Origin of the sequence: Kitasatospora sp. NPDC056783, assembly GCF_042789895.1 — a bacterium.
Classification (GTDB): Bacteria; Actinomycetota; Actinomycetes; order Streptomycetales; family Streptomycetaceae; genus Kitasatospora.
The window spans coordinates 16,757-41,598 of the sequence record NZ_JBHUAF010000007.1; the positions used below are offsets into that span (position 1 = coordinate 16,757).

A 24,842-nucleotide genomic window follows, 5' to 3' on the forward strand; every position below is an offset into this window, starting at 1 on the left:
GCGTTCCAACCTAGGAAGGACGGGCGGCGGCGACCATGTGGGCCACCGGCGGACCGGGGGTGGGGCTATCCCCCCACCGGTTCTGCGGGAACCCCCAGGTAGACGGCTCGCAGCTCGGCCAGCACCGGGTGGGCGGGGTCGAAGGCGGTGCCGTCCACGGCCGCCAGCGGGCGCACCCCGACGCCCGCGTTCACCGCGAAGGCCGCGGTGAAGCGGTCCAGCCCGGCGGCGGGCAGCGGCTCGCGCGACTGCGGCCCCCGGTACGCGCCGGACAGCAGCGCCTCGGTGACGCCGGGCAGGCTCGGGCCCTGCGGCCAGACCAGTTTGCCCTCGGCCAGGAAGCCCACGTTCCAGGTCGCGCCCTCGACCACCAGGCCCTCCTCGTCGACCAGCAACACGTCGTCGTAGCCGTCGAGTTGGGCCTGCCGGCGGTGATGGACCAGACCGAACAGGCCGACGTGCTTCACCTGCGGCAGCTCCCGCCGGTACGCCGTGGTGCGGACCCGCAGCGGGGCGGGCACGGCGGCGGCGGCCGGACGGGTGGTCACCAGCAGGGCGGGCGCGGCCGGGGCGGCGGGGCGCTCCAGGCCGAGCGCCGGGTCGTACACGGTGACCCGGACGGTCATCGGCGTGCCGTCGGCGGGCAGCACCGCGGCGATCCGCTCGCGCACCGCCTCCCGGTCCAACTCGGCGCCGAACAGCACCCGGCAGTCCCGGACCAGCCGGTCCAGGTGCAGCGACAGGCCGCGCACCCGGCCCGCCTCGGCGCGCAGGGTGGTGAAGTGCCCGTAGTTGAGCAGTCCCAGCGCGGCCAGTCGCGCCGGGTCGGCGGGGACGCCGTCGATCTCGATCTCAGCCATCCCCCGAGTCTGCCAGCTGCCGGGACGGCCGCGCGGGCGACTGCGAGGAGGGAAGCACCCCGGGCTCCGGCCGCGGGGAAGGGCCGGCCCCGGGCTCCGGCTGCGGGGAGGGAACCGCCCCGGACTCCGGCCGCACCACCGGGCGGTACGGGCTCACGAACGGCCGGCCCGCCTTCCCGGCGGCCCGCTCGAACTCCTCGATCCGGTGGGCCAGCCCCTCCGGCTCCCCGGCGTCCGACCAGCGCCACGCCTCCGCCCACCACTGCGGGCCGCGCACCAGCGGCCGCCCGGCCAGCGCCAGGCACAGGGCCAGCGTGGAGCGGGCGTACTCGTGCACCCAGCCGTCGCAGCCCCGGTAGTCCGCCGTCTCGTCCAGCCGCAGCCAGCGGCCCTCCTGCCCGGCGGCCAGTATCGGCACCCAGCCGCGCGACCGGTCCGCGACCAGCAGGAGCAGCCGCCCGTCCTCCTCCCGCACCCGGTGCGGCGGGAGTTGGGGCATCCGGGCGAAGGACAGCGCGTGCTTCCAGCCCACCACCCACAGGCCCCGGCGCAGGTAGTAGCGGACGGCCGGCTGCCAGGTCCAGTGCGCCTCCAGCCGGAAGCCGGGCAGGCCCTCGGCGGTGGCCGCCTCGTACACCGCGTCCAGCGCGGCGGCGGCCAGGCCCCGGCCGCGCGCGGGCGGGGTCACGTAGAGGGAGGAGACGGCGAGTTGGCTCGGACCCTTGGTCCAGTTGTCCACGGCGACGGTGCCCACGACCACGCCGGCCTCGTCCTGGATCCAGTAGCGGCGCCGGTACAGCTCCCCGCCCGGCCACTCCCGCCCGCTCTCCCCCAGGCGCTCCCGCCACCCCCGCTCCGCCTCCGGCGCGAGCTCGTCCGGGTCCACCAGCTCACCCAGCTCGCCCTCCAGCAGGGACGCCAAGTCCCAGAGCGCGAAGCGCCGTTCCTCACCCGGCCCGACCGCCCGCAGCCGCGGCCCCGCCGCCAACCGGTCCTGCGCCCGCTCCACCGCCGCACCCCACGACCTCCGCACACGGCGAGGATAGCGGGCGGTTACGGACGATCAGTAATCCATTGGCCACCGAACGTCAGTGCGGGTGGGAGGCGGCCCCAGGTCCGGCGGAACGAACCCCGGCCGCCCCCGCCGGCCTCGAAACCCCACCCGGGGCGCGCCCGGTGGTAGGGGAAACCCGACCACCGGACTCGACCTGGCCGTGATGACCCCGCCGAGCTGCGCCGATGCAATGAAGGGGTGACGAAACGGGCGTGGTGGTGGGCCGGCGGATGGCTGGTCGCGGCGGGGTGGGCGGGGGCGTTCCCGGTGCTGTCCGGGCTGGGGCCGCACCGGAGTTGGGGGGCCTGGGCGGCCGGCGGGTACCTGCTCGCGGCGCTCGCCGCGGTACTGGCGCGGCGGCGCGGACGTGAGCTGTCGGTGGGGATCGCGGCCGTCGGGGCGGTGCTGGTGCCGCTGGGCGTCCTGGTCCTGGACGGGCGGGGGCAGAGCGAGGTCGGGGTGATCGAGCGGGCCGGGTCGCTGCTGCTGCACACCGGGACGCCGTACCTGGCCGACCCGGGCTCCGTCGTGGAGTACACCCCGTACCTCCCCGGGATGGCCCTGCTGGGCCTGCCCCGGGCCCTGCTGGGCGACGCCTCCCCGGTCGGTCGGCCGCTGGGCGACGCCCGGCTGTGGTGCGCGGCGGTGTTCCTCGTCTGTGTGCTGCGGACGGTGCCCGCCGGGCGCCGCCTCGGGGTGGCCGCGCTCACCGCATCGCCGCTGGTCGCGCTGCCGCTGTGCGTCAGCGGGGTCGACCTGCCGCTCAGCGGTCTCTGCTGGCTCGCCCTGGTCCGCGCCGCCGAACGACGGCCGGTGGCGGCCGGGTTGGCCCTCGCGGCGGCCTGCTCGATGAAGTGGACGGCCTGGCCCGTGCTCGCCGTCGTGGCGGCCCTGCTGGCGGCCACCGCCGGACGGCGCGCGGCCCTGCGCGGGACGGCCCTCGCGGTGGGGGTGACGGCGTTGGCGGTGCTGCCGGTGGCGCTGCGCGCGCCGGGGCCACTGGTGGAGCAGGTGTTCGCCTTCCCGACCGGTCGCGGCCGGCTGTCCACCCCGGCCGCCAGCCCGCTGCCCGGGCGGCTGCTCGCCGACCTCGGCCCGCCCGGCTGGTACGCCGCCGTCGGTCTGCTGCTGCTCGCCGGACTCGCCGTCGGGGCCTCGCTGGTCACCCACCCGCCCCGCACCGCGACGGCCGCCGCGCACCGGCTGGCCCTGGGGCTGTCGGCGGCCTTCCTGCTCGCGCCCGCCGGGCGGTTCGGCTACCTCGCGCTGCCGCTCGTCCTCGTCCTCCTCCCCCGTTCCTCCGCCTCTCCGCTCCCCGTCTCCCGCCCTCCGCTCTCCGCTTCCTCCTCCCCGCTCTCCTCTTCCTCCTCCCCGCTCTCCGATCCGAAGGGCCTGCCATGGGCACCACCCTCGTCGTCACCAACGACTTCCCGCCCCGCCAGGGCGGCATCGAAACCTTCGTCCGGGCCATGGCCGACCGCCTCCCCGGCCACGACGTCGTGGTCTACACCTCGGCCGAGCCCGGCGCGCGGCCGCATGACGCCGCTCTCCCCTACCCGGTGATCCGCGACCGTGCCCGCACCCTGCTGCCCACGCCGCGGGTCACCCGCCGGGCCGCCGAGATCGCCCGCGCCCACGGCTGCGACCGGGTCTGGTTCGGCGCCGCCGCGCCGCTCGCCGCGATGGCTCCGGGGCTGCGGCGGCTGGCTCCCGGCATCCGCCGCACCGTCGCCACCACCCACGGCCACGAGATCTGGTGGGCCCGCACCCCGGGCGCCCGCGGCCTGCTGCGCCGGATCGGCCGCGGTACGGACGTGGTCACCTACCTCGGCGGCTACACCCGCGCCCGGATCGCCCCGGCGCTCGGGCCGGACGCCCGGCTGGCGCGACTGGTGCCCGGCGTCGACGCCTCGGTGTTCCGGCCGGCCGGCCGGCGGAGCCCGGACGGCCCGCCGGTGATCCTCTGCGTGGCCCGGCTGGTCCCGCGCAAGGGCCAGGACGCGCTGATCCGCGCCCTGCCCGCGATCCGCCGGGCCGTGCCGGGGGCCACCCTGGTGCTGGTCGGCCGGGGCCCGGACGAGGACCGGCTGCGGGGTCTGGCCCTGCGGCTCACCGAGCCGGGCGGCGTGGTGTTCACCGGCGGCCTCGACCACGCTGCGACGGCCGCCCACTACGCCTCGGCGGACGTCTTCGCGATGCCCTGCCGCACCCGTCGGCTGGGCCTGGAGGCCGAGGGCCTCGGCATCGTCTACCTGGAGGCGGCCGCGGCCGGGCTGCCGGTGGTGACCGGCCGCTCCGGCGGCGCCCCGGACACCGTCCTCGACGGCGTCACCGGCACGGTCGTCGACGGCCGCGCCCCGGCCGAGGTGGCCGCCGCGCTGACCCGGATCCTGCTCGCCCCGCCCGCCGAGCGCGCCCGGATGGGGGCGGCGGGACGGCGCTGGGCCGAGGAGCACTGGACCTGGGAGGCCTCGGCGCGGCGGCTCACCGAGCTGCTCGACCCGCGGGTGCCGCTGCCCGGTCCGGACGCGCCCCTCACTCCCGCTGCCCCCGCAGGTGCCTGACCAGCCGGGCGATCGCGGCCGGCCCGCCGTTGGCGCCGACCGCCGCCACCCAGTTCCGGGCCTGGCCCGGCAGGTCCTCGCGGCTCGGGCAGGAGAAGCTGAACAGCCAGACGTGGGCGGACAGATCGCGCTCCGGGACCGACCTCCACTCCTCGCCCCCGGCCTCCGTCAGCGTCTTCTCGCAGGTGGCCAGCGCCAGGTCCCCGTCCCCGGACCATTCCTGACGCAGCCACAGCAGGAAGTTGGTCTGGGCCGCGGTGGTGTCCTCCTTGGTCGCCTCGCCCTTGAGCATGCGGTTGACGATCGCGCTCTGCGGTTCCCGTGTCCGTGCCATGACGCCATCGTTCCGGCACCGCGGCCACCGTGACAAGTGGGTGATGTGCCGCTCAGCCGTCCCCGCGCAGGTGGGCCAGCACCGCGAGCACCCGCCGGTTGCCCTCCGTCGGGTCCAGGTCCAGCTTCATGAAGATGTTCCCGCAGTGCTTCACCACCGAGGCCTCGGTGATGCTCAACCGCCCCGCCACCGCCTGGTTGTTGAGGCCCTCCGCGATCAGCGCCAGTACCTCGCGCTCGCGCGGGGTCAGCCGGGCCAGCGGGCGGTCGGCCGACTGGCCGCGCAGCAGTACCCGGACCACCTCGGGGTCGATCACCGTCTCCCCGTCGGCGACCCGCCGCAGCGCGTCCAGGAAGTCCGCGACGTCACCGACCCGGTCCTTCAACAGGTAGCCCAGACCGGCCGGTTGGGCACCGGCGGCGGCGAGCAGCCGGGCCGCGTACGGGGTGGCCACGTACTGGGAGAGCACCAGGACGGGCAGGCCCGGGTGGCGCTCGCGCAGGTCGAGGGCCGCGCGCAGGCCCTCGTCGGTGTGGTCGGGGGGCATCCGGACATCGGTGACGACGATGTCCGGCCGGTCGGCGTCGACGGCCGCGGCCAGCGCCGCGGCGTCGCCGACCGCGGCGGCCACCGAGTGGCCGCCCAGGGCGAGGAGTTCGACCAGTCCGGCGCGCAGCAGCACCGCGTCCTCGGCGATCACCACCCTCAGCACGGGACCTCCAGCCGCAGCGTCGTCGGGCCGCCCGTCGGGCTCGTCACCATCAGCCGTCCTCTCAGCAGTGCCACCCGGTCGGCGAGTCCCGCCAGTCCGGCCCCGGCGGCCGGGTCCGCCCCGCCGCGCCCGTCGTCCGTCACCCGGACGACCAGCCGGCCGCCCGCGACCCGCCCGTGGACGGTGATCGCGCCGGCTCCGCTGTGCTTGGCGGCGTTGGTGAGCGCCTCGGTGACGGTGAAGTAGGCGGTGGCCTCGACGAGGGCGGGCAGCCGCTCCGGGAGGACGATGTCGGTGGCCACCGGGATCGGGTGACGCAGCGCGACCTCGGCGACGGCGGCGGCGAGCCCGTGGTCGGTGAGCACCTGCGGATGGATGCCGCGCACCAGGTCCCGCAGTTGCTCCAGGGCCTGCCGGGCCTCGCCGCGCGCCCGGGTGACGAGTTCGGCCGCCCGGCCCTCCTGGTCGCGCAGCTCGTACTCGGCGAGCCCGAGGGTCATGCTGAGCGCGACGAGCTGTTGCTGCGCCCCGTCGTGCAGGTCGCGCTCGATCCGGCGCCGCTCGGCCTCGAAGGCGTCGGCCAGCCGGGCCCGGGAGCGGGTGAGTTCGACCACCCGGCGGCCGAGGTCGTCCTCCCGGGGCGCGAGCAGGAAGCGGGCCAGCGCGACCTCGGCGGAGACCAGCAGCGCCCCGGCGTACGCGCAGAGCAGCAGGCCCACCAGCCCGGCGGCGCTGAACGGCAGGGCGGCGAGCGGCCCGGGGACGGCGTGCCCGGGAACCAGCATCACGGTCTCCGGGGCGAGCGCCCGGACCACCAGCGGGGAGAGCGTGTACAGGACGGAGCAGGCCAGCAGGGCGGTGAAGCCGAGCGAGGCGGCGGCCAGGACGGTCGAGGCGAGCACGGTGTGGGCGAGTTCGCGCCAGGTGGCCCGTTCGCGCAGCCGGGTGCGGATCCGGGCGCGGCGGCCCGCTCCGGGCAGGCGGCGGTGCGGGTCGGGCAGCGGGAGCGGTTCGACCAGGCGCAGCCGCCACCGGGCCAGGGCGGCGGCCGGGATGCCCAGGAGCGTCAGCGCGAGCAGCACCGGCAGCCCGACGCCGGCCACCGACAGGCCCAGGCCGAGCACCAGCAGCACCGCGACGACGACCAGCAGCAGCGGCCCGAGCAGCGCGCCGCCGAGCAGGTGCGCCCAACAGCGCGGCACCCAACGGGTGAACGGGAAACGCAGCGGAGCCGCCCGCAGTGCCTCGCGTACGGCCCCGGACCGCTGTTCCCCCTCGCTCACCCTGGCAACCCTAACCGACCGGCCGACGCTCCTTCGGGGCCCGTGCGGGAGCCGGGCGCGGCCGGGTCAGCGCGACGGCGGCGATCACCAGCGCGCCGCCGGCCAGGGCGTTCCAGCCGACCGGCTCGGCGAGGAAGGCCGCGCCGAAGGCCGTCGACCACAGCGGGATCACATAGGTGACGGCGGAGGCCACCGTCGTCCCGGCGCCACGCACCAGCCCCAGGTTGAGCAGGTAGGCCACCCCGGTGCCCAGCGCGCCGAGGGTCAGCAGGGCGACGGCCGCACCGGCGCCGGGCCAGCGCGGCAGGCCTGCGGCGAGCGGCGCGACCAGCACCAGCTCCGCCGAGGCACAGGTGATCTGGAGCACCGAGAGGGTGGTCACCGACTCCGGGCGACCGGCCAGGAAGCGGCGCAGGTAGGCGAAGCCCGCGCCGTAGCAGCAGGCCGCGGCCAGACAGGCCAGCGCTCCGGTGGCCGCCCCGGTCCCGAGGCCGTGCCAGACCCCGAGCACGACGAGCACGCCGACGAAGCCGAGGCCGAGGCCGGCCAGCCGGCGGGCGCCCGGGCGGCGCTCCTCGCGGACGGTCAGCACCGCGAACAGCAGGGTGAACAGCGGGGTGGTCGCGTTCATCACCCCGGCGAGCACCGAGCTGACCCTGGTCTCGCCGAACGAGAACAGGGTGAACGGCACGCTGTTGAGCAGCACCGCGACCACCGCCGAGTGCCCCCACAGCGCCCGGTCGCGCGGGACCGGCTCGCCGCGCACCAGCAGCACCGCCCACAGCGCGGCGGCGCCGAGCAGGCAGCGCCACAGCGCCACCCACAGCGGCGGCATCCCCGCCTCGACCGCCACCTTGATCAGGGCGAAGCTGGCGCCCCAGATCGCCGACAGTGCCACGAAACCCGGCAACCAGCGCCGCACCCCGACCACCTCCGTACTTCCGTCGCGTCTCCTGGACAGTGCCGTCCGGACAGCGCTTTCTGGACAGCGCTTTCTGGACAGAGCGTGGCGCATCGGCACAGCATGAGTCCAACAAGTGGCATCGCACCAGTGATGAGGAACCCTCATGACCTCGGACGTCAATCTGGCCCAGTTCCGCGCGCTGGTCGCGGTCGCCGACACCGGCGGCTTCGGCGCCGCCGCCGACGAACTGGGCATCAGCCAGTCGGCGGTCTCGCACGCCGTCGCCGCGCTGGAGCGCGCCCTCGGCGCGCCGGTGCTACGACGCGCCAGCCCGTGCCGCCCCACCCCGCTGGGCGAGCAGGTGCTGCCGCACGCCCGGACGGCCGTCGCCTCGGCCACCGCCGTCCGCGCCATCGCCACCCGGCACCGCGGCGGCCTGACCGGCACCGTACGGCTGGCGGCGCCGACCACCGTCTGCCAGGCGCTGCTGCCCGGGCTGCTGAGGGAGTGGCAGGCGGCCCACCCGCAGGTGACCGTCCGGGTCTTCGAGGGCGAGGACGACGAACTGCCGGCCTGGCTGGAGGCGGGCACGGTGGACGCCGCCGTCCTGGTGGACGCCGGGCCGCTGCCGCCCGGGGCGGTCGCGCTCGGCAGCGACTCGATGCACGCGCTGCTGCGCCGCGACCATCCGCTGGCAGGCCGGCCGTCCGTCCACGTGGCGGAGTTGGAGGACGACGACTTCCTCCTCTCGGAGGGCGGCTGCGAGCGCCACGTCCGCGAGGCCTACCGGCGGGCCGGCGCCCGGTTCACGCCCCGGCACCGCATCCGCGACCTGAACACCCTGATCGGCATGGTGCACGCGGGCGTCGGGGTCACGATGATGCCGGCGCTGGCGCTGACCATGCTGCCGGCCGACTGCGTCCTGGTCCCGATCCGGCCCGCCGTCCACCGGACGCTGTCGCTGACCGGCCCGACCGGCCGTCCGTGGTCCCCGGCGGTCAGCGGACTGCTGGTGGGGGTCGGGGCGGGCGTCACCGCGGGAGCCGCGGTGCGCACGGAGCCGTCGGAGCCGCGCGGCTGAGCTCGGAGCCACACGGCCGGGCCCGGGGCCGAGCGAGGGGCGGGCCGGGTCTTGACCCGCGCTCGACGACAGGTCTATACCAGTGAGAGCCTGCGGCAACCACCCACCGCCCCAGGGCAGTTCGGCCTGCCGCCGCGCCACCCCCACCTCCGGCGCGAACGGGCACTTCCCCCACCGCCGTTTCCTGGAAAGGCCTCCGATGGAACGCGCACGTCCACCGCACCCCACTTCGCCGCAACCACGCCGACACCGCCCCCGCCGCGCCGCGCTCGCCGTGACGGCCGTGCTCGGCCTGGTGGCCGGCGGCGGCGCCGCCCTGGCCGGCACCGGCTCCGCCGCCGCCGACACCGCCGACAGGACCGCCGCCGGAGGGCTCGGCAGCAACTGGTACGCCTCGGCGCCGTACCTGATGCCCGAGGACAACAGCCCGCCGGACGCCGCCGCCGTCATGGACGCCACCGGCCAGAAGGCCTTCCAGCTGGCGTTCATCCTGGCCCAGGGCAACAGCTGTTCGCCCGCCTGGGGCGGCACCTCCTCGATCGACACCGACACCACCATGCCGGGCGTCATCCAGACCATCCGCGGCAAGGGCGGGGACGTCTCGGTGTCGGTCGGCGGGTACAACGGCACCAAGCTGGGCCAGGTCTGCGGAACCCCCGAGGCGACCGCCGCCGGCTACCAGAAGGTGATCACCAAGTACGGCCTCAAGGCGGTCGACTTCGACCTGGAGGAGCCCGAGTACGAGAACACCGCCGCCATCCACAACGAGATCGGCGCGGCGAAGATCCTCCAGCAGAACAACCCCGGCCTGTACGTCTCGGTCACCACCGCCGGCACCAACGCCGGAACCGGCTGGTTCGGCACCCAGATGCTGAACGAGGCCAAGTCCCAGGGCTTCACCCCGGACAACTTCTCGATCATGCCGTTCGACGGCGGCTTCAACGGCGCGGCGGCGCAGACCGACGCGCTGACGAAGTTCAACCAGATCCTGCAGACCACCTTCGGCTGGAACGAGGCCACCGCGTACGCCCACGAGGGCATCTCGATGATGAACGGCCGCACCGACGCCGCCGAGTACTTCCACCAGGCGGACTTCCAGACGGTGCTGGACTTCGCCACCGCGCACGGCCTGGCCCGGTACACCTACTGGTCGGTCAACCGGGACCGCCAGTGCGTGGGCAACGTCGACCCGGGGCTGTCCGGCTCCTGCTCCAGCGTGGCGCAGAACGACTGGGACTTCACCAAGTACACGGTGCGGTTCGCCGGGGCGACCCCGCCCAGCACCCCGCCGCCCAGCACCCCGCCGCCGACCTCTCCCGCTCCGACCACCACGAACGGCTGCCTCGGCCTGCCCTGGAGCGCGAGCACCACGTACAACGCGGGCGCCAAGGTCTCGTACAACCTGCGCAACTACCACGCCAAGTGGTGGACGCTGAACGAGGTGCCGAGCGCCGGCGGCCAGTGGGGTGTCTGGGCCGACGACGGCCCCTGCTGACGGCCCGACCGTACCGACCGGCCCGACCGGCCCGGAAGGGGCTCGGGGTCGCGTGGCCCCGGGCCCCTTCCGGCACCCGCGTCACTCGCCGCCGAACCGCTCCCGCAGCTCCGCCAGCGCCTCCGCCGCCTCCGGCAGCCCGACCGCCTCGCAGCGCGCGATGCCGGCCGTCAGCCGGGCCACCGCCGCCTCGGCGCGGCCGAGGTCGCTGCCCTCGATCAGCGCGGCCAGCCGGACGCACTCCGCCCGCGGCGACTCGGCCCGCTCGCCGCCCGCCTCGTACTCCGGGATCGCCCGCTCGACCTCGGCCAGCGCCTCCTCGTACCGCTCGGCGACGGCCAGCGAGCGCGCCCGCTCGTAGCGCGAACCACCCCGCAGGTACCAGGAGTCGTACTCCTCGCCGCGCTGCTCGGCGGCCTCGCCGACCGCGTCCGCCTCGGCCAGCAGGGCCAGCGCGGCGGCCAGTCCCTCGGCGCCCCGCTCCCGCATCGTCAGCCTGGCGAACTCCCGTAGGGTGGCGGCCAGTTGATTGACCTGCGGGGCCCGGCCGTGCGCCTCGCGGGCCCGGGCCAGCGCCGCCTCGGCGGCGTCCCAGCGGTCCGCCTGGGCCAGCGCCAGGGCTGCCTCGCAGGCGACCATGGTGTGGGTCTCCTGATCCTCCCAGCCGGCCACCAGGTCGGCCAGCCGCAGGTACTCCTCGGCGGCGTCCCGGTACTCCTCCAGCTCGCCCAGGCCCCGGGCCAGGTCCAGCCGGGTCTGGGCGAGCATCCGGACGTCCAGCCGGGCCGCCGACGCGTCCCCCAGCACCGACTCAAGCACGGCCACCGCGTCCGCCGCCCGGCCGGTGTCGCGCAGCACGTCGGCCAGTTGCAGACGCACCTGGGCGGCCTCCTCGACCGCCTCGGCACCCTTGCGGTCGTAGCGCGCGGCCGCCTCCGACAGTGCCCGGACCGCCCCGCCGAGGTCTCCCGACCGCAGGCAGGAGTGGCCGAGCATCATGTACGTCGGCGCGTACGGGTAGGAGTCGTCGCCCCAGCGCACGGCCTCGGCCAGCGCCCGGTGGAACACCTCCACCGCCTCGCCCGGCTCGTCGCCCTGCAACAGCACCTGGCCGAGCAGGCCGAGCACCCGCGGGGTGTGCCAGGGCAGCTCGGCGGCGTCCAGCTGGGCCAGCACCTCGCGCAGCTCGGTCTCCGCCTCGGCCAGCCGGCCCTGCCGGGCGGCGACGTCGGCGGTGTACTGCCGGGACGTCGCGGCGCGGCGCTCGGAACCGAGCCGCACGGCGGCCCGCCGATAGGCCCCGACCACCGCCTCGAAGCGCCCGGACACCTCGTCGGCGGGCTCGGGCAGCGCCTCGGACAGGTCGTGGTGGGCGGCGTAGGAGCGGGTCTGGAGCACGATCAGGTAGTCGTCGTCGGCCAGTTCGCCGGCGGCGCGCAGTTCCTCGGCCCGGGCCAGCGCCGCGTCGAGCGCCGCCCAGTCGGCCCGCCGGGCGCCGCCCTCGCCGCCCTCGCCGCCCTCGCCGCTGTCGCTCCCCGGGGGCCCGTCGTGCTCGTCCAGGTCCGCGATCAGCGCCCGGGTGCGGACCATCAGCGCCGGCCCGGCCAGCCCCGCCTCCTCGAACAACTCGGCGGCTGCCAGCAGCCCGGCCTTGCCCTCGGCGTACGCGTCACGCTGCAGCGCCTCGTGGGCGCGCTGCTCGGCGAGTTCGGCCCTCAGCCGCTCGGGGCCGCCCAGCTCGGCGCTCCGCGGGTGGACGAAGCCGGCCGTCCCCACGCGCTCGGCGACCCGCTTCCACAGCCGGTCGGAGTCCGGGTGGCCGAGCAGCTCCAGCTCGCGGGCCCGGAGCACCAGGGCGGTGAAGTCCTCCGGCTCCGGCTCGACCGCCCGGCGCGGCGCGGGCGCGGCGGCCGGGGCGGCGGACAGCCCGGGCGCGGCGGCGGCCCGCACCCCCAGCGCCAGCGGCTCGGCCAGCGGCGGCTCGACGGCCAGCCGGGCGCGCCGGGCGGCGCCGACCGCCGCGGTGCCGTTGCGGGCGTCGAACCGGGCGGCCAGCGCGTCGGCCTCGGTGCGCAGATGGGCGAGCAGGGTGTCCACCGTCCAGGTGCCGCCGGCCGGGCCGCTGACCGCGAGCGCGCCGTGGCCGCCCCGGGCGAGCCGGCCGGCCAGCACCTCGACGCCGGTCAGGAAGTCCAGCCGGGCGGCGGGCTCGCCGGTGACCGCGAACAGGTCGCGGTTCTCGGCGAGCAGCTCCAGGCCGCGCGGCTCGTTGCCGGAGAGCGCGCAGAACTCGATGTGCAGGCCGACGGCGTGCAGCATCGAGGCCTTGCCCCGGGCGTAGCGGTAGCCGGCGAGGTGGCCGGAGCGGGCCTCGTCCAGCCGGCCCTGGCGCAGCTGCGCGAGCAGCGCGGTGGCCTGGCTGAGGTAGGGCTCCTGCTCGCAGCCGCTGCGGCCGTCCAGCACCGGGGCGAGCGTCTCCAGCGCCCGGGCGTCGTCCCCGGCGGCGAGGAAGTGCCGGGCGCGGGCGCGGGTCTCGCAGGCGTGGCAGTCGCTCAGCTCGGAGCGCGGGCGGGCCGCCCACAGCTCGTAGGCGTCCTGCGCGTCGAGGCCGGTGTGCGCGGCCAGGTGGTAGCGCTGGGCGTAGTACGGCTGGAGGTCGTGGCCGGCCGCGCGGTAGCGGTCGCGCAGCTCGGTGTGCCAGCGCCGGATCGCCGCGAGCGGGACGTCCGGGGTGTCCTTGAGCGCGTCGGCGACCCACTTGAAGCGCCAGAGCACCTGCTGCCGGGCCCAGTCGCCGAAGCCGTCCGGGTCGGTGTCCCAGAGCTTGAGGACGCGGGCGAAGACGACCGGGCTCTTGCCGCGCTCGCCGTCGTACTCGTAGGCCTCCATCAGCTCCAGCAGGGCCATCGAGCGGACCCCGGTGTCATCGAACTGTTCGGCGGCGTCGACGAGTTCCTCGGCGGTGACGGTCCTGGTCCGGCCGTACAGGCGGGCGTCGTTGTCGCGCAGCGCGGCCATCACCGCGTCGGGGGTGTCCAGCATCACGCCTCCTTCCCGCCGGTGCCGTCGCCCTCGGCGGAGCCGGTCCCGGTGCCGCCCGGGGAACCGGTGCCGGTGCCGCCGGGGGAACCGGTGCCGCCGGCCGTCTCGTGACCGAGCATGGCGTGGTCGAGCAGGCTGATGAAGGAGCGGTTGAGCAGGACGGACTCGCTGGCCTTGAGCGGGCGGCGGGTCATCAGCACGGCCTGCCCGTACAGCGCCTCGACGGCGGTGACGGCCAGCTCGCGGCTGGCGACGGTGGCGGCGCGGCGCACCAGCGGGTTGAGGTGGTTGAGCACCAGCTGGGCGCGGGGCACCTCGGCGCGCAGCGAGCCAAGGATGTCCGCCCACAGCCCGTCGGCCTCGTCGGCGAGCTGGGCCCGGGTGCGCTCGTGCCGGGCCTCCCGGTTGTCGAGCAGCAGGGCGGGCGCGCTGGTCGGGTGGAAGCTGCGCAGCGCGACGTCGCAGTCGAACCGGCCGACCACCTCGCGGGCGATCGCCAGGAAGGCGTTGGCGGCCAGCTCGGCGGCCGGGTCGACGGAGTCCAGGTGCGCGGTGACGGTGCCCGGGTCGAGGTCGGAGACCGAGACGCCGGGGCGGATCTCGGGCAGCCGGTGCACCAGGTCGCGGTCGTAGGTGTAGCCGCCGTTGACCACGCCCAGCCCGGCCGCGCCGGCGATCGGGGCGACCTGCCGGAACTCCTCGACGGTACGGGCCACCAGCACCACCGGGTGGCTGCGGGCGAACTCGTCCAGGGTGACGTTGCCGTCGGTGGTCTCGAACGGCAGCCAGGGCAGCATCATCCGCAGCAACTCGTCGTCGTAGCGGGCGAGTTCCTTGACGGCAAGGTGGTGGACGGACAGGAAGCGGTGCAGCAGCGCCGGGTCGCTCGCGGACAGGCCGGTCAGCCAGTCGCGAATCCGGGCGCCGAGCGCGTCCCGGACAGCGGCCAGCGTCTCGTCGGCGTACAGGCCCTCGCGGGAGGCGGTGGGACGCAGCCCGTCGGTGTCGACGACGCAGCGGACGAAGAACGCCCAGTCCGGCAGCAGTTCGTGGGCCTGGTCGGAGAGCAGCATGCCCTTGAGGTGCACCCGGTGGCCGTTGCGGCGCGAGGGCGGCGCGGCGTCGGGCAGGACGTACGCGACGCCGCGCAGGCCGACCAGCGGCAGGTCCAGCTCGATGGTGTCGAGCGGGGCGAAGTCGAAGGCGGCGCGGCAGTACTCGGTGAGGGCGTCGCGCCTGGCGAGCGGGGAGGCGTGCCGCTCGGCCCACGGCGGGGTGCGGTTGACCCGGTGCTCGGTGCCGTTCGCGTCGACCACGGTCACGTCGTGGCGCAGCAGGCTGCCGAAGTCCCGGGCGAGGGTGAGGACCCGGCCGGGGCGGGTCCACTCGGCGGCGTCGGCGCGCGGGGTGAGGGTGACGGTGGTGCCCGGCTCCGGCTTGGCCGAGGCGGGCAGGGTGCGGATGGTGTAGCTGCCGTCGGAGCTGCCGCGCCACTCGATCGCCGGGGCGTCCGGGGTGGCGGCGGAGCGGGTGAGCACGGCGATCTCGTCGGCGACCACGAAGCAGGCGAGCAGGCCGATGCCGAACTGGCCGATGAAGTCGCCGCGGGCGCGGGCCAGCCCGGCGCCGTCGAGCCGGCCGTCGGCGTCGCGCTTGGAGCTGCGGCCGATGGTGGCGAGGAAGGTGTGGACGTCCTGCTCGGTGAGGCCGATGCCGGTGTCGGTGACGGACAGCTCGTCGTCGGCGCGCACGGTGATCGCGGCCGGCGCCCCGGGGTCGAGGGCGCGGCGGGCGGAGATCGCGTCCACCGCGTTCTGCAGCAGCTCGCGCAGGTAGACCCGGGGGCTGGAGTAGAGGTGGTGGGAGAGCAGGTCCACCAGGCCGCGCAGGTCCACCTGGAAGGTGTGCGCACTCGTCGGGTTGTCGGTAGGGGACACCGGAGGCTCTTTCGATCGCGGGGTGGGTGACGGTGGTGGTGGGGTGGGTGACGGTGGTGGGCGGAATCGACGGATGCCGGCTCAGCGCCAGGGCGAGGCGCAGCGGTCGCGGTGGGCGCGGAAGGCCTTGACCGGATCGCCCGCCAGGTAGTGCCAAGGCGCCCTGGTCACGAAGCCGTCCAGCGCGTCGAACAGCAGACGCGCGGTCTTGGGCTGGTCGGCGAGGGAGAAGGCCATCGCGAAGGTGTTGAAGGCGTCCTGCCAACCGCGCACCGGCTCGAAGGCCGGGTGCAGGACGGACCGGAAGGCCGCCTCCTGGAGCCCGGACACCACGGCGGGGCTGGTCAGGTAGGCGTGGTCCTCGCCGTCCGGGAGGGCCAGCCAGTGCTCCAGGTGCGCGACCGCGACCAGGACGCCGAGGCGGCTGCCCTCGGGGGCGGCGAGCATCGTGGCGCGGGCGAACGCGTGCATCTCCTCGTGCGAGCCGCCCCACTTGGCGCTCAGCTGCTGGAGCTGGACCCAGTGCGTGCCGGTGTTCCCGGGCGCCCGGCGCACCGCGGCCTCGAAGCGGGCGGTGGCGACGTCCCGGCCGAGCGAGGCCCCGAGGGCGCTGGTCTGCAGGAACCGCCAGGGGGCGTGCCAGGAGGGCTCGCGCTCGGCGACCTCCAGCAGCTGCTCCTCGGCGATCTCCAGCCGCCGGTGGAACAGCTTCCACCGCTCCTCGGTGACGTCCTTGGCCCGGGCGCCCGTCCGGGCCTCCCAGCCCCAGTCGACGTGCCGGGCACCGGAGAGCAACAGCAGCAGCGTGTCGTCCGGGGTGTCGGCCAGCGCCCTGGCCGTCCACTGCTCGACCCGGGGCACCTCGGCCACCGCGCCGACGAGGACGGTCAGGTCCTCGGCGGCGGCCAGGGCGGGGCGCAGCGCGGCCCAGTCCCCGTGGGCGGCCTGGCGAAGCGCCAGGCGCACCGACTCGTCCCCGTACGACGGGTCGAGCCGCGGCTGACCGCCACCGGACGGCGCGGCCGGCGCGGCGCCCCGCCGGCCGAGGCCGAACCCGAGGCCGCGCCACCCGGAGCGGTCCTGCGCGCCCTCCTCGCCGGAGCGGCGTCGGAACAGCGGCATGTGTGGCCCCCTCGAACGTCATCGGCATCTGTCGCATGACCGAACGTCGGCCACGAGATAGGTACATATCACGGCCGACTGACATCCGTTTGCCCAGCCCAGCGCCGTTCCCACGCGGGAAGGGGAGCGCTCAGCCCACGCCGAGCCCGGCGTCCGGCGTCGTCCCGGACTGCGCCTGTTCGATGCGCTTCACCAGCATCACCGCGAACCTCCGTGTGGCGGCGATGTCCACCGGACCGCCCTCGCTGGTCACGCTCGCCACCACGGTGCCCGAGCGCACCACGATGCCGACGCCCTCCCCCTCGGCCAGCATCCCCTGGAAGGCCTGGCTCTCGCTGCCCAGCGCCGGGGTGTCGACCTTCCGGAACGGCCCGGCGGCGTAGGAGGCGTAGTTCTCCTTCAGCCGCTGCGCGGCCGCGTCCCGGCTGGGCAGGGTGTCCACCAGGAAGCGCACGACCACGTCGCCCGAGGAGAAGCGCACCGACCCGCTCAGCGGCTTGCCGGCGCAGGAGGCGGCGGCGGCTCCGGCGCACGTGACGGTGTGGTCGGCGGTGTCGACCTTGCGCTTCTCCTCCTCCCACCCGGCCATCGCCTTGGCGTCCGGCAGCACCTGGCCGACCACCTTGTCGTCCAGCAGCGCCGCCTCCAGGTCCCCGTGCGGCGCCTCCACCGCTGCGGGCGGGGCCGGCGCGGGAGCTCCGGTGCCCGTCGCGGCCGGCGCGGTGGGCGCGGACGCCCCCGCCGTGGCCGCGGCACCCGTACCCTCGGCACCCGTCGTCGCCCCACCCGTCGTCGCCACCGAGCCCGACGCCGACGGAGCCGACGCGACCGTCCCGCCCGCGCTCGTCGACCCGCCGGAGGAGCACCCCGCCAGCACGCCCGTCAGCACCCCGGCCGCCGCCACCGCGGCGAACACCCGCCGACCACCCATCCCCATCGCCTTTCCTTGGCCTGTCCGGCACTTCACCATCGCGTGACTCTCTCTGGTCGATCAACTCACAAGCTATTGTCGGATCTTCCCACTATTCTCTCGGCATGAGCCTTGCCGATCCGACTCGCCCAGGAACACACCCGGCTGCCCAACCCGGCTTCCTCGACCCGACTGTCGAGAACACGGTCCATGCTTCCGAGAGGCCTCAGCTGATCCTCCAACCTCGAGGCACCAGAGATGGAGGGCCACAGAATTTCGCCAAGTCCATGCGAGCGGGTGTCCGAGTCTCTTATCTACAGAACTCGGTCGGTTCCGAGGCCGAGGTGCTCACCGGCCTGTACCCGGGCGGGGTCGCCCGTCTGTGGGGTTCGACGCCGACCTCACAATCCAACAACGAGAAGGTCCGGGCCCTGCGCGACCGCCGGGTTGGTGACCATGTCCTCTTCTACACGGGAAACTGCTTCATCGCCCGTGCGAAGGTCATTCACCTCGTCACCAGCCCGGCCATAGCCAGTGCCGTCTGGGGAAGCCATGAGGGCGGCAAGACCTGGTCCCACATCATGGCACTCGACGAATTCGTGGAATTCGCCCGACCGGTCCCGGCCCTGGATGTCCTGGCCGATCTCCGGGTTCCTCGCCCCTTGCGGGGGCTCACTCTCCGATCGGCAGATGACTATGCACGCGTCGCCCACAAACTTCCAGCCGATCGGCACCCGCAGCCGCCTCGCCGGGACGCGCCGCTTTCATCGCCCCGCACTGCTCGGATGACCCGGGTGGAGTTGCTTGCCCGACTCGCAAAGCTCGGGACCGATCGCGATACCACCGTCGGGGAGCCGAGCCGACACCAACCGCTCACCCTGCTCTGGGCCATCGCCCGTATCGCGGCAGGTGCGTCACGGCTGGCGCCCTGGTCCGTGTTCCAACCTGAGGTCGGGCCACTGCTGTCCGAGTACGGACTGCCCGGTTCCAAGGTCACGCCCGAGTACCCGTTCTGGCACCTACAGGGCAGCGGCCTCTGGGAAGTACGCGGACTCGACGAGGACGTGACCTCCATGCCTCCGGTCAGGATACTCACCGACACCCAGCCGAAGGCTGGACTGTCCCCGGAGGTCGCCGGGCTCCTGCGGGAGCCCGGCACCCGACTCGAGGCGATGCTGCTCCTTCGGAACCACTATCTCCAGGACATCGACCTGCAGTCGCTGTTCGACCGTCTGGGAATGGCCGGGTACAGCACGGCGGACGGTCTCACGGACTCCTCGGAGGACGAGCGCGCGATGAGGACCGCTCCTCCTGAGCGGGCGGCCGGCGCCACCCAACGGCGGAAGACCACCTCCTCCCGCCCCGTCCGGGACTCCGCCATCGTGAGCCGTGTGAAGGAGATCTACGGCTTCAGGTGCCAGGTCTGCGACACCGTGTTGCAGTACAAGCGGAAACCGTACAGCGAGGCAGCCCACATCCACGGTCTCGGGAAGCCCCACTTCGGCCCCGACGAACTGCACAACCTGCTGTGCCTGTGCGCGAACCACCACGTGCTTTTCGACGGTCTGGAGATCTACATAGACGCCGAGGGTGTGGTGCGGGAGACTCACGACGATCGGCCCCTGGGCCCACTTCGCCGACACCCCGACCACCCGATCGACGACAAGTACATCGACTACCACCGGGCCCTGTGCATGCTCAACCGCTGAACACCTGAGCCAAAGTCGGGCGTACGCCGACGGGGCGGCGACCTGTCGGTCACCGCCCCGCGGGCGTGGCGCTACCGGCGGATCAGACCGCCGGGGCCGGGAAGGTCGGGTACTCGACGCCCGAGACGTACTGGACGACCCGGATGACCTGGCACGAGTAGCCGAACTCGTTGTCGTACCACAGGTAGAGGATCGCGTTGTCGCCCTCGACCTTGGTCGCGCCGGCGTCCACGATCGAGGCGTGGCGCGAGCCGATGAAGTCGCTGGAGACGGCGTCCGGCGAGTCGGTGAAGTCGATCTGGCGCTTCAGCGGCGAGGTCAGCGAGACGTTCCGCAGGTACTCCAGGACGTCCTCGCGGTTGGTCTCCCGCTTCAGCTGGAGGTTGAGGATCGCGATGGAGACGTCCGGCACGGGGACGCGGATCGAGCTGCCGGTGATCTTCGCCTGGAGGTCCGGCAGGGCCTTGGCGACGGCCGAGGCGGCACCGGTCTCGGTGATCACCATGTTCAGCGGTGCCGAGCGGCCGCGGCGGTCGGCCTTGTGGTAGTTGTCCAGCAGGTTCTGGTCGTTGGTGAACGAGTGGACGGTCTCCACGTGGCCGCGGACCACGCCGTACTCGTCCTCCATCGCCTTCAGCGGCGGGACGATGGCGTTGGTGGTGCAGGAGGCGCAGGACAGGATCTGCTCGTCCGGCTTGATCGTGTCGTGGTTGACGCCGTGCACGATGTTCGGGACGTCGCCCTTGCCCGGGGCGGTCAGCACGACCTTGGCGATGCCGGGGCGCAGGTGCTTCGACAGGCCCTCGCGGTCGCGCCAGCGGCCGGTGTTGTCGATCAGGATCGCGTCCTTGATCCCGTACTCCGTGTAGTCGACCTTGGTCGGGTCGTCGGAGTAGATCACCGTGATCTCGTTGCCGTTGGCGATGATCTTGTTGTTCGCCTCGTCGACGGTGATCGTGCCCTGGAACTGGCCGTGGATCGAGTCGCGCCGCAGCAGCGAGGCGCGCTTCACCAGGTCGTCGCCACCGCTGTTGCGCACGACGATGGCCTTCAGCCGCAGGCCGTTGCCCGAGGCCTTCTCGACCAGCAGCCGGGCGACCAGCCGCCCGATGCGGCCGAACCCGTACAGCACGACGTCCTGCCCGGACCGGCGCTCCAGCTTGTTCTCACCGGTGGCACCGGAGACGGCCTGGGCGGTGAACTCCGCCACCGACAGCCCCCGGTCGTCCGCCTTGTACGTCGCGGCGAGCATGCCGAGGTCGATCTGCGAGGGGCCGAGGTCCAGGGTGGTGAGCGCCTCCAGGAACGGCATCGTCTCGGTGACCGAGAGCTCCTCGCCGGCTATCTGCCGGGCGAAGCGGTGCGTCTTGAGGATGCTGACCACCGACTTGTTCACCAGGGACCTGCTGTGGAGCAGAACGGTGACGTCCCGCTCCCGGTGCAGCCGCCCGATGATCGGGATCATCGACTCCGCGATCTCCTCGCGGTTCTTCCAGTCCGTGAACACGTCGTCGTTGACAGTCACAAGTCCATCTTTCGAGCTGAGGGTGTTGCCCACATGGTAGCTTCGCCCGCCCGCGCCCCGACCGCCGGTCCCTCCCCCAGCCGTCCCGCCCGAGCCCCCGACCTGCGCTTTCACCCCCGCCCCGCCCTCGAAGGTGATCACCGCCACCCCCGCACCGGTGTTCCACAATGCCCTCCCGGCCTCCGTGACGTCTGCCGGTAGACTCGCCCGGATCGATTCGGTTCACGGAGCCTCCAGGAGCCACGGTGCGAAACCGCCTGCGGATCGCCCTCATGTCCTACGGAGCGGAGGGGCTCGCGGAGCTCCACGCCCCGTGCGCAGCCGCCGGCCATGAACTCGTCGCCTACGTGTGTGCGCCATCAGCGGCGGAAGCGGCGCCCGACGGCGCCCTGGGGCAACTGCCACCGGGCCCGGATCTGCTGATCCCGCACAGCGCCACCGACCTCGCCGGGGCACTGGCCCGTCATCGGCCGGACCTGGTGGTCTGCAACGGATTCCCGTGGAAGCTGTCGGCCGAGGCGCTGCGCGTTCCGCGCCTCGGCGTGCTGAACATCCACCCCTCCCTGCTGCCACGCCATCGTGGTCCGATGCCGATCCACTGGGCGATCCGGCAGGGCGATCCCGAGACCGGCGTGACGATCCACTGGATGGACGAGTCCTTCGACACCGGGCGGATCCTCGTCCAGCGCGGTGGGGTCGAGCTTCCGGACGACCTGGACGGCGACAGCGTGTTCGCGGAGATCCAGATCCTTTCCAGCGAACTGCTGTCGGAAGCACTGGAGTTGGCGGCGGCCGGCCATGCAGGCAGCGAGCAGGGCCAGGAAGGGGCCAGCTACGAGGGCACGATGGGACCGCAGAACGCGGTCATCGACTGGTCGGCGAGCCGTCGCGAGGTCCACGACCTCGTCCGCACCTTCCGCTTCGGGCTGTTCCCCGTTCCCGGCCCACTGGCCGTTGTCGGCGGTCGGTGGGTGGCCGTCCTCAAGTCGTCCACCGAGATGTCGTAGACGGTGTCCGCTCCCAAGGTGATGAGTTCGGGTAGCGGCCCGTCCGGTTCGTGCGGGGAGATCAGCTCGGGGCCGACCACCCGGATCAACTCCCCGCACTCCGCGCGCACCCGCAGGAGTCGCAGCTCCCACTCCAGGTAGGGGGTCAGCGGGAACTCGACGACACGCACTCTCAGCAGCCGGCAAGCATGGTCATGGGCCAGACGGGAAAGCTGGAGCAGGTCATCACGCCTGGCCTCGATCAGCGCCCACGCCTTGGCACTGTCTCCCCCCAGGAAGGCACGCCAGCTGGCGTCCTCGGGCTCCTGGAACTCCTGCCGCCGCTCCAGCTTCCACGAGTCGTAGCCGTCGACCGCGAAGTCCCGCCGACGGAAGTCGGCCTTGTACTCGGCGAGGGGCAGGCGGTCGCCCGGAACATCGCCGAGAAGGTCACGCATCCGGCAGGTCTTCCTTCGCGGAGAGGAACGTGATCCGGGGGATGATCACGAGGCGCTCGCCGTCCCCGACCGTCGCGTCCTGGGGAAGCCCCGCGCGGTAGGCTTCGGTCCGGTCACGTCCGATGACCGCGATGTCACCGTTGTCGAGCTCCCAGATGTCAGGGCAGCCGTCCCGGCCTCCGGTGGTGCCCAGTTCGGCCGGCGACCTGCCCAGGCGCCGGGCCAACACGGCATCGGGATCCGCGTCCCAGGGCTGACTCATCCCGCCTCCAGAAGGCCGCGTGAGCTGTTGGCTACACACCGTACAAACCGGCCCGGCTCCGCGTCAATGCACGCCCGACCGGTCCAGCGGTCGCACGACTCCCGTTCGCTGTCCGCCGGTGCCGGGCCCGCAGCTCCGCACGCGACCGGCCGAAGGGGAAGCACGCGGGCGCGGGAGATCGCGTTCCTCGACGGGGCGGCCGGCGCTCCCGGGCCCGGCGCTTCCCGATCGCTCTGCGGATCGCCGAACGGGCCCCGGTGCCGCGAAGCGCACGGCGGCCGTCCGTACGTGCCAGGAGTGATCATCGGGGCCAGTACAGTGAAGCGCACGGCCCGGTCGGACGGACGGGCACGGGCGCGCGAGGGGGCCGGGGTGGCGACGCTGGGCATGCACCGGGACTTCCTGATGGAGTTCGCGGCGCTGGAGAAGCCGGTGCAACGCCGGGTCTTCGAGACCTTCGAGAAGTTCACCGAGGCCACCCACACCGGCGTGCACCTGGAGAAGCTCACCAACCAGCGGGACCCCCGGATCCGGACCATCAGGATCACCGACTTCTGGCGCGGGGTCGTCCTCAAGGCCGACCAGGGTGACGGCTACCTCCTGCTGAAGGTCCTTCCGCACGACAAGGCCAACGACTGGGCCGTCAAGCACCGGGCCTCGGTCAACGCCGCCACCCAGGGCGTCGAGATCCGCAACGACGTCGCGCTGGAGCGGGCCTCCCGGTCGCTGAAGGCCCTGGCCGCCGACGAACCCCGGCGGCTGTTCGCCGACCGCTCCGACAAGGTGCTGCGCAGCCTGGGCGTCGACGAGGAGATCCTGCCGATCATCCGGCTGCTCCCCGACGAGGCCCATCTGGAAGCGCTCCACCGGGTGTTGCCGGAGCAGCAGTTCGACGTCCTGATCGGCCTGGCGAGCGGGATGGAACCGGCCGAGATCGACCGGGAGATCGTCCGGGCGTACGCCAGGGCGGCCGCCCCCGTGAGCGTCGAGGAGCCCGCGGACGGCCTGGTCTCGGCGATGGCCCGGGCGCGCGGCCGGGTCGCCCTGGTGTCCGGCCCCGACGAGCTGCTGGAGATCCTGGAGCGCCCCTTCGACGCCTGGCGGATCTTCCTGCACCCGGCCCAGTACCGGGTCGCCTACCGGGAGTCCTACAGCGGACCGGCCCGGGTCACCGGTGGTCCGGGGACGGGGAAGACGGTGGTGGCCCTGCACCGGGCCTATCACCTGGCTCGCCGGCTGCCCGCCGCCGCACCTGACGGATCGATTCTGCTGACCACCTTCTCCGGCGACCTCGCCGCGGAGCTGGAACGCTGCCTCGCCCTGCTCGTCACGGACCGGCGGATCCGGGCGAAGGTCCGGGTGGTGACCGTCGACGCGCTGGCCGACGAGGTCCTCCGGCGTTCCCGCGCCGGAGCGCCGTCGAAGGTCCTCTTCCAGCAGCGCGCCGTCCTCGCCCGCTGGGGACGAGTCGCCCGCCGGCTCGGCACCGGGTTCACCGACCTGTTCCTCGACCAGGAGTGGCGACAGGTCGTCCTGGCCCAGGCGATCGAGAGCCCGGAGCAGTACCTGAAGGCACCGCGGTCCGGCCGGGGCAAGGCCCTCGGCACCCAGGAGCGGGCCGAACTGTGGCGCGTGGTGGCCGAGTTCGAGGAGGAACTGCGCCAGGCCGGGGAGCTGACCTCCCTCCAGGTCTGCGCGAGGGCCGCACGGGCGCTCGACGACGCCGCCGAACGTCCGTTCCGGCACGTGGTGATCGACGAGGCCCAGGACCTGCACCCCGTCCAGTGGCGCTTCCTGCGCGCCCTGGTGGCCACCGGGCCGGACGACCTCTTCCTCGCCGGCGACCCGCACCAGCGGATATACGGGAACAAGGTCTCACTGCGCTCGCTCGGCATCCAGGTGGTCGGCCGCTCCTTCCGGCTGCGCGTCAACTACCGGACGACGCAGGAGATCCTCAGCTGGTCCGCGTCCCTGCTGACCGGCGAGCGCCCGGACGACATGGACGGCGGGGAGGAGTCGCTGGCCGGCTACCACTCCACCCTGCACGGCGCCCATCCCGAGGTCCGCGGCCACCTCGACCAGGCCGAGGAGATCCGGGCCCTCGTCACCCGCGTCCAGGAGTGGACCGCCTCCGGCGTCAGCTCCGAGGACATCGGGGTCGCCGTGCGGACCGCCAGGTTCGGCCGCGACATCGCCGAGGCCCTGGCGCGGAGCGGGACACCGGCCCACGTGCTCGGCGGCGCCCCCTCCCCCGGCGTGCGGATCGGCACCATGCACCGGATGAAGGGACTGGAGTTCCGCTGCGTCGCCGTGGCGGGCGTCAGCGCCGGGCTGCTGCCCAATCCCAGCGCGATCACCCCGGAGGACACCGACCCGCTGCAGCACCGCGAGGACCTGGACGGCGAGCTGAGCCTGCTCTTCGTGGCCTGCACCCGGGCCCGCGAAGCCCTCGCCGTCTCCTGGCACGGCACGCCCAGCGTCTTCCTCGAACCGGTCGTCCCGGAGCGGTCGCCCGCCCGCTAGCCCGCGGCCCACCGGGCCGGGCGGGGCGGGGCCGGGCCGGGCCGGGCCGGGCCGGAAGTTGCCGCCGCCCCGGTGCGGTGG

The 24,842-nt window shown here is 74.2% G+C and carries 21 protein-coding genes and 1 pseudogene; 8 read left to right on the top strand and 14 right to left on the bottom strand.

Annotation, left to right across the window (positions count from 1 at the left end; all coding sequences use genetic code 11):
• Positions 1–65: 65 nt before the first annotated feature.
• Entirely contained in the window at positions 66–860 is a 795-nt protein-coding gene (locus ACFRMQ_RS02585) for an aminotransferase class IV (RefSeq protein WP_380726091.1), read from the bottom strand.
• Positions 853–1,893 carry a GNAT family N-acetyltransferase gene (locus ACFRMQ_RS02590; RefSeq protein ID WP_380726093.1) on the bottom strand — a complete coding sequence of 347 codons (1,041 nt, stop codon included), beginning with the start codon at positions 1,891–1,893 and terminating at the stop codon, positions 853–855. Before ACFRMQ_RS02590 ends, ACFRMQ_RS02585 begins: the two co-directional genes overlap by 8 nt.
• A gap of 219 nt (positions 1,894–2,112) precedes the next feature.
• Between ACFRMQ_RS02590 and ACFRMQ_RS02595 the strand changes: the two genes are divergently transcribed.
• Positions 2,113–3,477, top strand: coding sequence for a hypothetical protein (locus ACFRMQ_RS02595; protein ID WP_380726095.1), 1,365 nt, complete (start codon positions 2,113–2,115; stop codon positions 3,475–3,477).
• On the top strand, positions 3,384–4,478 hold the full coding sequence (locus ACFRMQ_RS02600; protein ID WP_380726097.1) for a glycosyltransferase family 4 protein: 1,095 nt from the start codon (positions 3,384–3,386) through the stop codon (positions 4,476–4,478). Before ACFRMQ_RS02595 ends, ACFRMQ_RS02600 begins: the two co-directional genes overlap by 94 nt.
• Here the strand turns inward: ACFRMQ_RS02600 and ACFRMQ_RS02605 are convergent.
• The 4 genes from ACFRMQ_RS02605 to ACFRMQ_RS02620 are packed head-to-tail and all read right to left on the bottom strand — an operon-like array spanning position 4,450 to position 7,729.
• Positions 4,450–4,812 carry a hypothetical protein gene (locus ACFRMQ_RS02605; protein WP_380726099.1) on the bottom strand — a complete coding sequence of 121 codons (363 nt, stop codon included), beginning with the start codon at positions 4,810–4,812 and terminating at the stop codon, positions 4,450–4,452. The genes ACFRMQ_RS02600 and ACFRMQ_RS02605 overlap by 29 nt on opposite strands.
• 52 nt (positions 4,813–4,864) lie before the next feature.
• The gene (locus ACFRMQ_RS02610) at positions 4,865–5,524 is read right to left on the bottom strand and encodes a response regulator (protein WP_380726101.1); all 660 of its coding nucleotides are present in this window, start codon (positions 5,522–5,524) and stop codon (positions 4,865–4,867) included.
• A complete protein-coding gene (locus ACFRMQ_RS02615; RefSeq protein ID WP_380726103.1) occupies positions 5,518–6,807 on the bottom strand; it encodes a sensor histidine kinase in 1,290 nt (429 codons plus the stop codon). Before ACFRMQ_RS02615 ends, ACFRMQ_RS02610 begins: the two co-directional genes overlap by 7 nt.
• Before the next feature lie 10 nt (positions 6,808–6,817).
• Entirely contained in the window at positions 6,818–7,729 is a 912-nt protein-coding gene (locus ACFRMQ_RS02620) for a DMT family transporter (RefSeq protein WP_380726105.1), read from the bottom strand.
• A gap of 145 nt (positions 7,730–7,874) precedes the next feature.
• Here ACFRMQ_RS02620 and ACFRMQ_RS02625 point away from each other — a divergent pair, with 145 nt between their 5' ends.
• Both ACFRMQ_RS02625 and ACFRMQ_RS02630 read left to right on the top strand, forming a co-directional pair.
• The gene (locus tag ACFRMQ_RS02625; protein WP_380726107.1) at positions 7,875–8,792 is read left to right on the top strand and encodes a LysR family transcriptional regulator; all 918 of its coding nucleotides are present in this window, start codon (positions 7,875–7,877) and stop codon (positions 8,790–8,792) included.
• A 199-nt stretch (positions 8,793–8,991) separates the two neighbouring features.
• Positions 8,992–10,287, top strand: coding sequence for a chitinase (locus tag ACFRMQ_RS02630; RefSeq protein WP_380726109.1), 1,296 nt, complete (start codon positions 8,992–8,994; stop codon positions 10,285–10,287).
• Between the two features lie 81 nt (positions 10,288–10,368).
• On the opposite strand, the gene ACFRMQ_RS02635 is transcribed toward ACFRMQ_RS02630, so the two are convergent.
• From ACFRMQ_RS02635 to ACFRMQ_RS02650, 4 genes are all read right to left on the bottom strand, one after another.
• Positions 10,369–13,329, bottom strand: a complete 2,961-nt coding sequence (locus tag ACFRMQ_RS02635; protein WP_380726111.1) for a hypothetical protein — start codon at positions 13,327–13,329, stop codon at positions 10,369–10,371.
• On the bottom strand, positions 13,329–15,266 hold the full coding sequence (locus ACFRMQ_RS02640) for an HSP90 family protein (RefSeq protein WP_380726113.1): 1,938 nt from the start codon (positions 15,264–15,266) through the stop codon (positions 13,329–13,331). The genes ACFRMQ_RS02635 and ACFRMQ_RS02640 overlap by 1 nt, the downstream gene beginning before the upstream one ends.
• Before the next feature lie 81 nt (positions 15,267–15,347).
• Positions 15,348–16,388 (bottom strand): hypothetical protein, encoded by a 1,041-nt coding sequence (locus ACFRMQ_RS02645; protein ID WP_380726115.1) that lies wholly within the window; start codon positions 16,386–16,388, stop codon positions 15,348–15,350.
• Positions 16,389–16,518: 130 nt separating this feature from the next.
• Complete coding sequence (locus ACFRMQ_RS02650) at positions 16,519–17,058, bottom strand: hypothetical protein (protein WP_380726117.1); 540 nt, start codon at positions 17,056–17,058, stop codon at positions 16,519–16,521.
• A gap of 31 nt (positions 17,059–17,089) precedes the next feature.
• Between ACFRMQ_RS02650 and ACFRMQ_RS02655 the strand changes: the two genes are divergently transcribed.
• Positions 17,090–17,365, top strand: coding sequence for a hypothetical protein (locus ACFRMQ_RS02655; RefSeq protein WP_380726119.1), 276 nt, complete (start codon positions 17,090–17,092; stop codon positions 17,363–17,365).
• 334 nt (positions 17,366–17,699) lie between these two features.
• Here ACFRMQ_RS02655 and ACFRMQ_RS02660 read toward each other — a convergent pair whose 3' ends face one another.
• The gene (locus tag ACFRMQ_RS02660; protein WP_380726121.1) at positions 17,700–18,032 is read right to left on the bottom strand and encodes a hypothetical protein; all 333 of its coding nucleotides are present in this window, start codon (positions 18,030–18,032) and stop codon (positions 17,700–17,702) included.
• Between the two features lie 60 nt (positions 18,033–18,092).
• Here ACFRMQ_RS02660 and ACFRMQ_RS02665 point away from each other — a divergent pair, with 60 nt between their 5' ends.
• The gene (locus tag ACFRMQ_RS02665; RefSeq protein WP_380726123.1) at positions 18,093–19,007 is read left to right on the top strand and encodes an HNH endonuclease; all 915 of its coding nucleotides are present in this window, start codon (positions 18,093–18,095) and stop codon (positions 19,005–19,007) included.
• A gap of 82 nt (positions 19,008–19,089) precedes the next feature.
• Here ACFRMQ_RS02665 and ACFRMQ_RS02670 read toward each other — a convergent pair whose 3' ends face one another.
• Entirely contained in the window at positions 19,090–20,532 is a 1,443-nt protein-coding gene (locus ACFRMQ_RS02670; RefSeq protein WP_380726125.1) for a glyceraldehyde-3-phosphate dehydrogenase, read from the bottom strand.
• Positions 20,533–20,777: 245 nt separating this feature from the next.
• Here ACFRMQ_RS02670 and ACFRMQ_RS02675 point away from each other — a divergent pair, with 245 nt between their 5' ends.
• Positions 20,778–21,539 (top strand): methionyl-tRNA formyltransferase, encoded by a 762-nt coding sequence (locus tag ACFRMQ_RS02675; protein WP_380726127.1) that lies wholly within the window; start codon positions 20,778–20,780, stop codon positions 21,537–21,539.
• Between the two features lie 20 nt (positions 21,540–21,559).
• On the opposite strand, the pseudogene ACFRMQ_RS02680 reads toward ACFRMQ_RS02675, so the two are convergent.
• Both ACFRMQ_RS02680 and ACFRMQ_RS02685 read right to left on the bottom strand, forming a co-directional pair.
• Positions 21,560–21,976, bottom strand: a pseudogene (locus ACFRMQ_RS02680) (DUF6879 family protein); the annotation flags it as partial.
• Positions 21,969–22,238 (bottom strand): hypothetical protein, encoded by a 270-nt coding sequence (locus ACFRMQ_RS02685; protein ID WP_380726129.1) that lies wholly within the window; start codon positions 22,236–22,238, stop codon positions 21,969–21,971. The gene ACFRMQ_RS02685 and the pseudogene ACFRMQ_RS02680, both read right to left, overlap by 8 nt.
• A gap of 372 nt (positions 22,239–22,610) precedes the next feature.
• On the opposite strand from ACFRMQ_RS02685, the gene ACFRMQ_RS02690 reads away from it, so the two are divergent.
• A complete protein-coding gene (locus ACFRMQ_RS02690) occupies positions 22,611–24,761 on the top strand; it encodes a UvrD-helicase domain-containing protein (protein WP_380726131.1) in 2,151 nt (716 codons plus the stop codon).
• Positions 24,762–24,842 lie beyond the last annotated feature (81 nt).